The sequence below is a fragment of the Thioalkalivibrio sp. ALE16 genome, assembly GCF_000381305.1.
GTDB lineage: Bacteria > Pseudomonadota > Gammaproteobacteria > Ectothiorhodospirales > Ectothiorhodospiraceae > Thioalkalivibrio.
The window spans coordinates 1-12,356 of sequence record NZ_KB906379.1 but is presented as its reverse complement, the minus strand read 5'-3'; the positions used below and the strand labels follow the sequence as shown (position 1 = coordinate 12,356).

Sequence of the window (12,356 nt, the reverse complement as noted above, 5' to 3'; positions counted from 1 at the left end):
GCAGACATGTTTGAGAATATCCGGATTGGTGTACGGCTCATGGTGGGCATCATCGGCGTGGTCGTGCTCGCCGTGGTGCTGACGCTGGTGGTGGTGATGAACGCCCTGGGCACGATGGCGGACCGCGCCGAGCAGCGCGAGCTGAACGACCTGGCCGGACAGTTGCTGGATCGGCTGGACCAGGAGGCGGCGCGAGCCACGGCGATGGCCGAGACGGTCGCCCGCATCCCGGATATCCAGGAGGCATTGGCCACGGGCGATCGCGAACGGCTGGCTGCGATGACCGTGCCGACCTTCGAGTCGCTGAGCACGGACTACGGGGTGCGCCAGTACCAGTTCCATACGCCGCCGGCGACGTCCTTCCTGCGCGTGCATCGTCCGGACCGCTTCGATGACGACCTGTCCGGCTTCCGCCAGACCGTGGTCGATACCAACAATAACCAGGCGCCGATCTCCGGTCTGGAAGAGGGTGTGGCGGGCCTCGGGATTCGAGGTGTCGTGCCGATCGCCCATAACGGTGAGCACGTGGGCTCGGTGGAGTTTGGCCTGTCCTTCGGTGATCCCTTCTTCGAGCAGTTTACCGAGGAGCTGGGGGCGCCGGTCGCGCTGTACCTGCGGGACGACGGACGTTTCAGCCGCTTTGGCGGCACCATCGATGGCGAGGCCACCTTCAGCGCCGCCGAGATGCGCGAGGTGCTCGGTGGCGAGCGACACGTGCGCAACGTGACCTACCAGGGCAAGCCGATGGCGGTGATCGCGCGGCCGGTGATGGACTTCTCCGGGGACGCGGTGGGCGTCCTCGAGCTGATGGTCGATCGCAGTGCCTATGTCGACATGGCGCGCAATGCCACAGGTACCGTGGTGATGGTCGGCGTGATTGCTGTGGTCCTGGGCGCGCTGCTGGCCTGGTTCCTGACGCGCAGCATCGTGCGGCCGTTGTGCCAGACCGTGGACCGTCTGAACGACATCGCTAGTGGCGAAGGGGACCTGACGCGTCAGCTGAAGGTATCCGGCAAGAACGAGCTGGGGGATCTCTCCATCGCTTTCAATAACTTCGTGGAGAAGATCCGGGTGCTGATCCAGCAGGTGGCGGCCGGTTCCGACCAGGTAGCGGCCGCGGCCAACGAGCTGTCCGCGACCAGCGAGGAGACCAACGAGCAGGTCCGCCGCCAGAAGGCGGAGACCGACCAGGTCGCCACCGCGATGAACGAGATGACGGCCACCGTGCAGGAAGTGGCCCGGAATGCGGCGGACGCCGCCGCCGCCGCGCAGACCACCGATCAGGATGCGAACGCCGGCCAGCAGGTGGTGCAGAAGACGGTCACCGCGATCAATGGCCTGTCCACTCAGGTGGACAGCGCCGCCGAGGTGGTCAGTCGTCTGTCGCAGGACGCCGAGGAGATCAACAAGGTCCTCGAGGTGATCGGCGACATTGCCGATCAGACCAACCTGCTGGCGCTGAACGCGGCGATCGAGGCCGCCCGCGCCGGCGAGCAGGGCCGTGGCTTCGCGGTGGTGGCGGACGAGGTGCGCACGCTGGCCAGCCGCACTCAGGACTCGACCCACGAGATCCAGCAGATGATCGAGCGGGTCCAGACCGGCACGCGCGAGGCGGTGCAGGCGATGGAAGACGGCCGTGCCAAGGCCCACGAGAGCGTGGAGCAGGTGAACCTGGCCGGCGAGTCGCTGGTCGCGATTACGCAATCCGTCACCCGCATCAGCGACATGAACACGCAGATCGCCAGCGCCGCCGAGGAACAGTCCACGGTGGCCGAGGAGATCAACCGCAACGTGGCCAACATCACCGAGGTGCTGGATCAGACCGCGTCGGGTTCGGAGCAGATCCGCAATGCGTCCGAGGAGCTGTCCAAGCTGGCCTCCGAGCAGCAGCAGCGCGTGGGTCAGTTCAAGGTCTGATCACGATCAGGTGCCGGGAGCCGAGCCCGCCATCCTTTTGGGGTGGCGGGCTTTTTCATGCGTGTGTGGTTGAACGGCTTGGTTCACCACGAAGTGCACGAAGGCACGAAGAAGGGCTGGGTCGAGGGCGAAAACCGGTCTACAGGAAGAGGAGAAGATTGGAAGCGAGATTGATGGGGTAGTGGATCGGGCACGGTCTGACGGGGAGGGTTGGTCGGAGGGCTGGTGCTCGAGCGGACGCGGGCGGGGGCTTCGCGGGCGAGCCCGCTCCCACAGGGGGCTCGGCCGGCGGGCTGGACGGGTCACGGCGTCGGCCAGGCCCCGGGCGGTTTTAGCCGATTCATCCTTCGAATCTTTCGGCCTTCCTGTGAATCGCCCTTGACCTGGCCCTTCTTCGTGCCTTCGTGCGCTTCGTGGTGAATCCAGGCCCTTACTGGGCGGGAAAGAGCCTTTCGCCGTTCTCCCATGCGATCGCGCGGGCGACGTCCTCGGGGAGTTGTTCCAGCCAGGCGCGGGTCTCGTCCTTCAGGCGCGTGTACTGTTCCCAGCGGGTGCGCGTGAAGGTGTCCACGCCGATCATGAAGCGGTCGGGGTGGGCCAGGAAGAGCTCGAACCAGGCGTCGTCGATCTGGCCGCCGGGATTGATGCGCGGGTTGCGCATGGACAGGTCCATGTTCATGCGCGGGTGGCGTTCGAGGTAGTCCTGCACCAGCGGCGGGTACGCGTAGCTGCCGGCATGGGCCCAGAGGATGCGGACCTCGGGATGGGTCGCGTAGGCGTGGTCGATTACGGCGGGGTCCCCGTGGATCATGATGGTGAGGTCGCGCGCCACGGCCAGGTCCAGCAGCTGCTCGAAACCGGGGGCGAAGCGGTCATCCGCCAGGATATGGAACTCGCCCAGGCCGCGCCATTTCACGTCGGATTCATCGAGCATGCGGGCGACGCGGTCGCCGAGATCCTCGACATGCATCCAGTCCATCTTCTTGCCCAGCCGCTGCGAAACCTCCAGGAACGGCACGATGCGCGTATCGGACCCGGCCTTGAGGCGGCGGATCAGATCGTCTTCGGGGGCCATGACGATGGCGCTGCGCACCTGGTTGGCGGCCAGGGTACGCGCGACGTCGCTAATGCCGAAGTGCGCGGCCTCGGCCGGCCGGTAGTGCAGGTGGGCGTCAAAGATCGGCGAAGCGGCGCTGGCCGCCGCGAATGGCAGGGTCAGCAGGAGCGCGAGCAGGGAACGACGGATGGAGTGATACATGGTCTTCGGCTGTCGCTCCGGGTCAGGAACGCGGCGGGGCGTCGGTGGCGGCGGCCGGCGCGGCCTGTTGCGGATCGAAGCGCTCGCGCAGGTAACGGATGATCGCGTCGGATTCGTACAGCCAGCGCACCGAGTGGTCGTCTTCCTCGATGCGCAGGCAGGGTACCTGAAGGCGCCCGCCCTCGTTCTGCAGCTCCTCGCGCCAGGGCCCGGCGGCCTGGGCGTTGCGCAGTTCGATGTCCAGCGAAAGCCGCTGCATGGCGCGTCGGGCCTTGATGCAGAACGGGCAGGCCGGGAAGTGATAGAGGGCCAGATGGCGAGTTTGCTCGTCGACCCGGGCCTGTTCGGTCGGGTCGCGCTCGATGCCGCGCGGGCGCGAGACGCGCTCCCCGATCAGCATGAACGGGGTCAGGATCAGGCGCACGCCACGGAAGAAGGTTCGGATCAGGAATCGCATGCGGGAAGCATGCCACAGGAGCCCGACGGCGTTACAGCATCCCGACGGCCGGAGTGTTAGTCATGCTGCTTCAAGGGCGGTTTAAGGGCGGATTCACCACGAAGCGCACGAAGGCACGAAGAAGGGGCGGGTCAAGGGCGGAGAATCGATTTACAGGAAGAGGGGAAGATTGGAAGAGATATGGATCGGGTAATGGGTCTGGCAGGGCCCGGCGGGGAGGGGTGTTTTGAAGGCCGGTGGCTGAGTGGGCGCGGGCGGGGGCTTCGCGGGCAAGCCCGCTCCCACAGGGGGTTGCCCGGTGCGTTTGCCGGGTTCCGGCCGGTTCTGGCCGATCCATCCTTCGCATCTTCCAGCCTTCCTGTGAATCGCCTTTGACTTTGACCTGGCCCTCCTTCGTGCCTTCGTGCCCTTCGTGGTGAAAAAGGTCTTTCAATCAGTAGGTCAGGGGGTGCCGAAGTCGAACTGCCAGGGGTCCTGTTCGGGGGCGTCGAGCAGGGAGGGGCGCAGGCGGATGATCTCGAAGCCGAGCGCGCGGTAGTCGTCGAGGCGATCCGGGGCCAGATCGGCGACCTCCACGAAGTCGGCGAAGGCGTCGGCCTCGATGCCGCGCCAGTCTGCGAAGGTGCCACAGACGGCGACGCTTACGTCTTCGTCGCGCACCAGTGCCTCGACCTCGGCGTGCAGGCCGGGGTGCTGGCCGGCCTCGCCGCGGGTGAGGGTGAACTGCTCCGCGCCGTGGGCGACGATGGCCACCGGGAAATCCGGGTCGTCTTCGCGCAGCCGGGCGATGTTCGCGCGGATCTCGGGAAGCAGCGCGGCGAGTGCCGCGCGGTCATTCTCGATGATCTCGAAGACCACGCCGGCGGGGCGTTCGTCGCGCTCCAGCATCTCGAGTACGGCGGCCGAGGGTTCTCCCTCGGGCGCCACTTCGGGTGCGCCGAGCGGGTTCGCGGCCAGCGCCGGCATCGCGCTCAGGATGCAAAGGCACAGGGCGACAAGCCCCCCGGAGCGGGACGCGAACGACTTGAGGAGGCTGTAGCTGCGCATGCCCCCATTGAAGCGGGCACCGGACCGGGACGCAAACGACCGTGTCCCGGGTGCGACGGGACCTGGCTCAGTGGCGGTCGCCGGTGGCCTCTTCGGCCATCTGGTCGTAGCTGGTGTGGCGCACGTCCTTGCCCTTGACGAAGTAGACGACGTATTCGCAGATGTTGCGAGCGCGGTCGCCGATGCGTTCCAGCGAACGGGTGGCCCAGATGATGTCCATCAGGCGCGGGACCGAATCGGGCGAGGCGGTCATCTGTTTCATCAGCTTCTGCGTGATGATCTCGTACAGGCTGTCGATCTGGATGTCCTGCTGCGCCACACGCACGGCCTGTTCAACATCCATACGGGCGAAGGCATCGAGAGCGCCGCGCGTCATCTCGCGGGCGTGTTCGCCCATGCTGGCGATGTCCGCCATCGGGGCGCTGTTGCGGTCCGCGTCCAGCAGGTGCAGGCCCATGCGGCCGACGCGCTCGGCCTCGTCGCCCATGCGTTCCAGGTCGGTGATGGTCTTGATCACCGCGATCACCAGGCGCAGGTCCGACGCGGTTGGCTGGCGCCGCGCGAGGATGTGGGTGCATTCCTCGTCGATCTCGACCTCCTTGGCGTTGATCTGGTAGTCCGAGGTCATCACCTTTTCGGCGAGTTCGACATCCCCCTCGACCATCGCGTGGACAGCATCGGCGAGCTGCTGTTCGACCAGGCCGCCCATGGCCATCACCTGCTTGATGATGTCCTCCAGCTCGGCGTTGAACTGCTGCGAGATGTGCTGTTTGAAGAAGCTCTTGTCCATTGTGGTATCCCCTTGCGGTCGCGACGTCAGCCGAAGCGGCCGGTGATGTAGTCCTCGGTCTGCTTTTTCGCGGGCGAGGTGAACAGGGTGTCGGTGTCGGCGTATTCGATCAGCTCGCCCATATACATGAAGGCGGTGTAGTCGGAGACGCGCGCGGCCTGCTGCATGTTGTGGGTGACGATGACCAGCGTGTAGTCCTTCTTCAGCTCGATCATCAGCTCCTCGATCTTCAGCGTGGCCAGCGGGTCCAGCGCGGAGCAGGGCTCGTCCAGCAGCAGGACCTCGGGGTCGATCGCGATCGCGCGGGCGATCACCAGGCGCTGCTGCTGGCCGCCGGACAGGCCGAAGGCGTTCTCGTGTAGGCGATCCTTGACCTCGTCCCACAGCGCCGCGCGCTTGAGCGATTTCTCGACAACCTCGTCCAGCCGGCGCCGGTTCTTGACGCCTTGCAGGCGCAGGCCGTAGGCCACGTTCTCGTAGATCGACTTGGGGAACGGGTTCGGCTTCTGGAACACCATGCCGACGCGCCGGCGCAGCTCGGGGATGTCCACGGTCTTGTCGTAGATGTCCGCGCCGTCGAGCCGGATGGTGCCCTCGATGCGGGCTGCGTCGATCAGGTCGTTCATGCGGTTGAAGCAGCGCAGGAACGTGGACTTGCCGCAGCCGGACGGTCCGATGAACGCGGTGATGCGGTTCTTCGGGATGCGGATGTCGATCCCCTTGAGTGCCTGGTCCTCGCCGTAATAGAGCTTGAGGTCCTCCGCGGTCAGGCAGATGTCCTCGCGGTCGAGGTTCAGGCCGCGCGAGGCCTGGTTGTTCTGGGCCACGTTGACGGCGTGGGTCTGGGTGTCACTCATTTCGGGTACTCCATGGGGAATAGGGTTCGACACATCGCGTCAGCGCGAAGCGTGCGGCGCCGGTCCGGAAAAGCACCGTCATCGCGAGCGCCGCAGGCGCGTGGCGATCGGCGTGGTCGGCCCCGACGCGACTCGGGGCAGGCATCGGGGTTACGTCGGGAGATAACTCGCTGCGCTCGCCCTTCGGGCCGGCCTGCGGCCGTTCAACGCGCTTCGCGCTTTTGTGCCACGGGTCCTGCGGACCCTCGCAATGACGGGAGAAGCCAGGCGTCATGGGGAGGCGCGCAGCGCCGTGGCGATCTCTGTGGCGGACGCCGCAGGCGACTTGAGCGAACGTCGGGGTTGCGTCGCGAGGTTGCCGCGGCCCCTGCGGGGCCTCGCAATGACGGTGTCTGAGAGAGACGTTGAACATGGCGCGTCTCAGTCGCTGTCGGCGCGGTACTTTTCGCGCAGGTGGTTGCGGATGGAGATCGCCGTGAGGTTGAGCACGATGATCAGCAGCACCAGGACCAGCGCGGTCGCGTAGACCAGCGGCCGGCCGGCCTCGACATTCGGACTTTTGAAGCCGACGTCGTAGATGTGGTAGCCGAGGTGCATGAAGGCGCGGTCCAGGTGGAGATACGGGAAGTTGCCGTCCACCGGGAGGTTGGGCGCCAGCTTGACCACGCCAACCAGCATCAGAGGGGCCACCTCGCCGGCGGCACGCGCCACCGCCAGGATCAGGCCGGTCATCATGGCGGGGGCGGACAGCGGCACGATCAGCCGCCACAGGGTCTCGGCCTTGGTAGCCCCGAGGGCCAGCGAGCCGTGGCGGATGCTGCTGCCGATGCGGGTCAGGCCTTCTTCGGTCGAGACGATTACCACCGGCAGCGTCAGCAATGCCAGGGTCAGCGAGGCCCAGATGATTGCCGGCGAGCCGAAGGTCGGCGAGGGCAGGGCGTCCTGGAAGAAGATCTGGTCGATGTTGCCGCCGATCAGGTAGACGAAGAAGCCCAGGCCAAACACGCCGAACACGATGGAGGGGACCCCGGCGAGGTTGTTCACCGAGATGCGGATGGTGCGCACCAGCGGCCCCTGCTTGGCGTATTCGCGCAGGTAGATGGCGGCCAGCACGCCGAACGGGGTCACCACGATGGACATCAGTAGCACCATCAGTACGGTGCCGAAGATCGCCGGCAGGATGCCGCCCTCGGTGTTGGCCTCGCGCGGGAAGCCGGTCATGAAGTCCCAGAAGTTGACCACGTAGTGGCCGAGCTTCTGCACGGTGCCCATGTCGTTCGGCCACCAGGCGTTCACGATCTGGGACAGGCTGATGCTGGAGCGCTGGCCATCGGCGGTCTGCAGGGTGAGCGCGTAGCGGGCGACCTCCTGGCGCAGGCGGTTGCGCTCGGCCTCAAGCTCGCTGTACTCCGCATCCAGTGCCTCGCGCTCGGCCTGCAGGGCCTCATGGCGTTCGGAACGTTCCGCGTCGGAAAGCGTGGTGTCGCGTTCCAGTCCGCGTTCGGCCAGGCGGACCTGTTCCAGCGCGTGGTTGATACGGCCGATCTCGATGCGCTCGATGCGCTCGATCTTCTGCACTAGGGAGCGGGTTTCCGGGATGCGCGCCTCGAAGGCCTCGCGGGCCGCGCTGCCCTCGGCCACCACCTCGTCATCCACCCGGAACTCGCGGATGTAGCCGTAGAAGTTGCCCCATTGCAGGCGTTCCAGGGCCACGGCGTCCCGCGGGCGTTCCCACTCGGACATGAAGTCCTCTACGTACCAGCGGAAGTCGCGCGAATCGAGGTCGCGGTTGCCGCGCTTGATCAGGTGGCGGACCACGATCTCCTGGCCTTCCGGGACATCGAAGCCGGTCTCGCGCATGGCCTGGGCGGTCATGGTCTCGGAGCGCGACAGCTCGCCCATCACCCGGACGGGCTCGCTCTGCTCGGTGGTCTGGTACTCGAACTCGATGATGTCCGAGGGCCAGAAGAACGACAGGCCGTTGACCGCGATCATCATGATCAGCCCGAAGACCATCGTCAGCGACACCGCCACGGCGCCCGCGTTGAGCCAGATCCAGGGGGTGCCCGTTTTGAACCATTTATTCATCGGATCGGAGCCTGTCGTCGATGCGGTTTAGAGGGAGCTGTACTTGTTGCGCAGGCGCTGGCGCACGATCTCGGCGACCGTGTTCACGAAGAAGGTCAGCGCGAACAGCACCAGTGCGGCGAGGAACAGGATGCGGTAGTGCGTGCCACCCACCGCAGTCTCGGGCATCTCCACCGCGATGTTGGCGGAGAGCGTGCGCATGCCCTCGAAGATGTTGAAGTTCACGACCGGAGAGTTGCCGGTGGCCATCAGCACGATCATGGTCTCGCCCACGGCGCGGCCGAAGCCGATCATCACCGCGGAGAAGATCCCCGGGCTGGCGGTCAGCAGCACCACGCGTACCACGGTCTGCCATGGGGTAGCGCCCAGCGCCAGCGAGCCCTGGGTCAGGTGCTTGGGCACGTTGAAGACCGCGTCCTCGGAGATCGAGTAGATGGTCGGGATCACCGCGAAGCCCATGGCGATGCCGATGACCAGGGCGTTGCGCTGGTCGTAGGTGTAGCCGGCGTCGGTCAGCCACTGGCGGGCGTCGCCGTTGAACAGCCAGACCTCGATCAGGGGGCTCATCGACGCGGAGAACCAGCCCACCAGGATCACCACCGGGATCAGCACGGCGGCCTCCCAGCCGGCCGGGATCACGCGGCGCACGCCTTCTGGCAGCAGCCGCGTCCAGACGAAGGCGACCACCAGCATCATCAGGGGCATCAGGATCAGGATGCTGGCCACCGCTGGCAGGTTGGACTCGATGTACGGGGCCAGCCAGAGCCCGGCGAGGAAGCCGAGGATGACGGTCGGCAGGGCCTCCATCAACTCGATGCTGGGCTTGGTCAGGCTGCGCATGCGACTGGACATGAAGTAGGCGCTGTAGATCGCCCCCATGATCGCCAGCGGGGTGGCGAACAGCATGGCGTAGAAGGCGGCCTTGACCGTTCCGAGGGTCAATGGCACCAGCGAGAACTTGGGTTCAAACTCGTCGGTCGCGGAGGACGACTGCCAGACGTAGTCACCGCTGGAGCGGCCCTCGTACCAGACCTTCTGCCACAGCACGTGGAGCGAGACCTCCGGGTGCGGGTTCGACAGGCGGTGCAGCGTCCAGGTCTCGTCGGTGTCGATCGCGACCAGGAGCCGGTTGCGCGGGTCCATGTAGACCCGATGCAGGGGCTTGGTGCCGACCTGATACTGGACCAGCGTGCGCTGCGAGGTGGGGTAGTGGATGGCCAGGGCGCCACTGGCGTCCGCGGTGGCGAAGCCCTTGCGGATATATTCCGGTTGGGTATTGGTCACGGCAGCCGCGTGACGGGGAAACTCGCGTACCCGGGTAATCCGGTTCACGTTGTCGTCGTCGCGCACCAGCATGTACTGCGTCACGGAGCCGTCCGACCCGCCAACCATCACCGAGACCGTACCCAGCAGATACTCCAGCGAGGTGACCTCGGCGTCCTCGCCCTCGACCACGCGACGGGTATCGATACGCTGGGCACTGCGGGGGTTGGAGATGTCGTAGTAGTGGAGTCGGCCCTGATTGTCACCCACCAGCATGTTGCGCCCGGTGATGTCCAGCAGGATGCGCGACGGGGTGGCGCCATCCGGCAGGGACGGCAGGTCGTGGGCGGAGCGGCGAACTTCGACCTCGCCGGTCATCATCGAGGTGCGTTCCTCGAAGTTCACCAGACGCAGGCGGCCATCGGCTGTGGCCGCGGCGACGCGGACGCCGCTGGAGCCGCGCTGAATGCCGACGACCTCGATGGCCTGGCCTTCGCCATCGACATCGAGCAGGGAGGAACTCTCGTCCCCCAGCGGGTAGACCAGGCCGGGATCATAGGCGCGGCCTTCGGGCGTGAAGCGTTCGTTGTACTCGTACTCGATGGCGAGGACCTGACCATTGTCCAGTCCGATCGCGACCAGACGGGTGCGCGGTTCGGCGGCGGTGAAGCTGGTGACCCGGGCATCGTCGGGGATCGGCAGTGACTGCTCCTGCACGATCTCGCCGCTTTCCGGGCGGAAGAAGATGGCCCGCCGGTCCTCGGTCAGGCGCACGGCCATCTCCCGGTGGCGGTTGACGGCCAGGTGGACGGTCCCCGTGTCGGCGCCGCCGGGGGCGCTGTACTGGGTCTGTTCCTCGAGCTCCGCGCCCAGGAACATGGGCAGCGTCTCGCTCAGCAGGTAGACGAACATCAGGGTCAGCGCACCGACCACCGCGACGCCGAAAAAGCCGATCAGGTAGCGCGCCGAGGTGTCCTTGGCGCGGCGCCAGCGCTGGAAGCGGCCAAGGGTGGAGATCGCATGAGGTCCGGACATTCGGGATTCCCCTGAGGGTCGGCAGGCGGAAGGCTTGAGATGGCGTGCATGCTACGGGCGCTTCGTGACAGAACGGTGACAGCTGCGTGACAGCCGTTTGAACGCCAATGGGAAAGCTTGGCAGCACAAAAAAAGGCCCGGACGGTGTCCGGGCCTTGTGCGGTCTCGGCCGCGGCCGATGATCGCGTTGGAGCGGCCATGGGGGTGAAGCCCCGCCGGCAGACTCCTGTGGCAGTGTTTACTCGAGGCCGAGTGCTTCGCGCTGGCGCTGGGCGACGGTCTCGGGCAGCGGCACGAAGCCGTCACGCACGACCACTTCCTGGCCTTCCTTGGACAGCACCATCTTCAGGAACTCGGCCTGGCGCGGGGCGAGACCGTCTTCCGGGTGCTTGTTGACCGCGACGTACAGGAAGCGGGACAGCGGGTAGTCGCCAGACGCGGCGTTCTCGGCGGTCGGCTCGAAGTATTCGCCTTCGTTCTCGCCCAGGGCAACGGTGCGCACGCCGGAGGTCAGGTAGCCGATGCCGGAGTAGCCGATGCCGTTCAGGGACTCGGCGACCCCCTGGACCACGGAGGCGGAACCGGGCTGCTCGTTCACGGCGTTCTTGAAGTCGCCGTCACACAGGGCGTGCTGACGGAAGTAGCCGTAGGTACCGGAGACCGCGTTACGACCGTAGATGGTGATGTCGCGGTTGGCCCAGGAGCCTTCCAGACCCAGCTGGCCCCAGCGGGTGATGTCCTCGGCACCGCCGCAGCGGCGAGTCGAGGAGAACACCGCATCCACGTCGGCGATGGACATGCCCTCGATCGGGTTGTCACGGTTGACGTAGACCGCGATGGAGTCGATGGCGACCGGCACCAGGGTCATCTCGTAGCCGTGACGCTCTTCGAACGCGGCCTGCTCGCTGTCGCGCGGCTGGCGGGACATCGGGCCGAAGTCTGCGGTGCCTTCGGTCAGGGCGGGCGGGGCGGTGGAGGTGCCGGCGCCCTGGATCTGGATGTTGACGTTCGGGTAGAAGTCCTGGAACTCCTCGGCCCACAGCGCCATCAGGTTGTTCAGGGTGTCCGAGCCTTCGCTGGACAGGTTGCCGGAGATCCCGCTGACAGCCTGATAGGCCGGCAGGTTGGGGTCGACATCGGCCATCGCCGGGGTGATGGCGAGGGCGGCGGCCGCGGCGGCGGCGAGAATCGTGCGCTTGAACAGCATGGGTGTACTCCCTGGTGCTTGCTTTGAGGTTTGTTCGGAGCCGATCGGTCGGTCCTTGATGGGGGATTATCGGGAGGCGTGCTTGCAGTTGCGTGACAGCCGCATGACAGCGGTGTGACATGTGGCGGGCCACTGCGGCAGCGCGGCGATCGGGGATGTGGGTCCGGCCAGACCCGGGCTATGCCCGGTAGATTGCTTCGCTGCGCTCAATGGGATGGACGCCCCCGCCCTATTACGGCATCGCGATGTGCCAGAGTGGGGGTGATCACTCTCACTCGAAGAAGACGGAGGCGTCCACATGCAGGTTACAACACTCGGTATTGATCTCGCGAAGAACGTGTTCCAGGTCCACGGTGTGGATGCGCAGGGCCGGCAGGTGTTTTCGAAGGCGCTGCGGCGCAGCCAGTTGCGCAACTTCGTCGCCCAGCTGCCGGCCT

At 66.2% G+C, this 12,356-nt stretch carries 9 protein-coding genes and 1 pseudogene; 2 read left to right on the top strand and 8 right to left on the bottom strand.

The annotated features are described in order from the left end of the window. Positions 1-6 precede the first annotated feature (6 nt). Positions 7-1,917 (top strand): methyl-accepting chemotaxis protein, encoded by a 1,911-nt coding sequence (locus tag F627_RS0114875; protein WP_018877857.1) that lies wholly within the window; start codon positions 7-9, stop codon positions 1,915-1,917. Positions 1,918-2,347: 430 nt separating this feature from the next. On the opposite strand, the gene F627_RS0114870 is transcribed toward F627_RS0114875, so the two are convergent. The 8 genes from F627_RS0114870 to F627_RS0114835 form a co-directional block, all read right to left on the bottom strand. Next, entirely contained in the window at positions 2,348-3,175 is an 828-nt protein-coding gene (locus F627_RS0114870; RefSeq protein ID WP_019584518.1) for an amidohydrolase family protein, read from the bottom strand. 22 nt (positions 3,176-3,197) lie between these two features. Further along, positions 3,198-3,632 carry a glutathione S-transferase N-terminal domain-containing protein gene (locus F627_RS0114865; RefSeq protein WP_019584517.1) on the bottom strand — a complete coding sequence of 145 codons (435 nt, stop codon included), beginning with the start codon at positions 3,630-3,632 and terminating at the stop codon, positions 3,198-3,200. 441 nt (positions 3,633-4,073) lie between these two features. Beyond that, positions 4,074-4,679: a DsrE family protein gene (locus F627_RS0114860; RefSeq protein WP_018876847.1), complete on the bottom strand. Its 606-nt coding sequence runs from the start codon at positions 4,677-4,679 to the stop codon at positions 4,074-4,076. Between the two features lie 67 nt (positions 4,680-4,746). Next, a complete protein-coding gene (gene phoU / locus F627_RS0114855; protein ID WP_018867282.1) occupies positions 4,747-5,469 on the bottom strand; it encodes a phosphate signaling complex protein PhoU in 723 nt (240 codons plus the stop codon). 26 nt (positions 5,470-5,495) lie between these two features. Further along, positions 5,496-6,326: a phosphate ABC transporter ATP-binding protein PstB gene (gene pstB, locus F627_RS0114850; RefSeq protein WP_019584515.1), complete on the bottom strand. Its 831-nt coding sequence runs from the start codon at positions 6,324-6,326 to the stop codon at positions 5,496-5,498. 420 nt (positions 6,327-6,746) lie between these two features. After that, positions 6,747-8,414, bottom strand: a complete 1,668-nt coding sequence (pstA, locus tag F627_RS0114845) for a phosphate ABC transporter permease PstA (protein ID WP_019584514.1) — start codon at positions 8,412-8,414, stop codon at positions 6,747-6,749. A 27-nt stretch (positions 8,415-8,441) separates the two neighbouring features. After that, complete coding sequence (locus F627_RS0114840) at positions 8,442-10,712, bottom strand: ABC transporter permease subunit (RefSeq protein ID WP_019584513.1); 2,271 nt, start codon at positions 10,710-10,712, stop codon at positions 8,442-8,444. Positions 10,713-10,950: 238 nt separating this feature from the next. After that, the gene (locus F627_RS0114835; protein ID WP_018867286.1) at positions 10,951-11,919 is read right to left on the bottom strand and encodes a PstS family phosphate ABC transporter substrate-binding protein; all 969 of its coding nucleotides are present in this window, start codon (positions 11,917-11,919) and stop codon (positions 10,951-10,953) included. Between the two features lie 298 nt (positions 11,920-12,217). Between F627_RS0114835 and F627_RS17070 the strand changes: the two are divergent. Continuing rightward, a pseudogene (locus F627_RS17070) lies at positions 12,218-12,356 on the top strand (IS110 family transposase); the annotation flags it as partial.

What these genes read in the sequence shown, in the direction of transcription:
- F627_RS0114835 (WP_018867286.1), bottom strand. Translation starts at nt 11,919, where the DNA reads ATGCTGTTCAAGCGCACGATTCTCGCCGCCGCCGCGGCCGCCGCCCTC.
- F627_RS0114840 (WP_019584513.1), bottom strand. Translation starts at nt 10,712, where the DNA reads ATGTCCGGACCTCATGCGATCTCCACCCTTGGCCGCTTCCAGCGCTGG.
- F627_RS0114875 (WP_018877857.1), top strand. Translation starts at nt 7, where the DNA reads ATGTTTGAGAATATCCGGATTGGTGTACGGCTCATGGTGGGCATCATC.
- phoU (WP_018867282.1), bottom strand. Translation starts at nt 5,469, where the DNA reads ATGGACAAGAGCTTCTTCAAACAGCACATCTCGCAGCAGTTCAACGCC.
- F627_RS0114865 (WP_019584517.1), bottom strand. Translation starts at nt 3,632, where the DNA reads ATGCGATTCCTGATCCGAACCTTCTTCCGTGGCGTGCGCCTGATCCTG.
- F627_RS0114870 (WP_019584518.1), bottom strand. Translation starts at nt 3,175, where the DNA reads ATGTATCACTCCATCCGTCGTTCCCTGCTCGCGCTCCTGCTGACCCTG.
- pstA (WP_019584514.1), bottom strand. Translation starts at nt 8,414, where the DNA reads ATGAATAAATGGTTCAAAACGGGCACCCCCTGGATCTGGCTCAACGCG.
- F627_RS0114860 (WP_018876847.1), bottom strand. Translation starts at nt 4,679, where the DNA reads ATGCGCAGCTACAGCCTCCTCAAGTCGTTCGCGTCCCGCTCCGGGGGG.
- pstB (WP_019584515.1), bottom strand. Translation starts at nt 6,326, where the DNA reads ATGAGTGACACCCAGACCCACGCCGTCAACGTGGCCCAGAACAACCAG.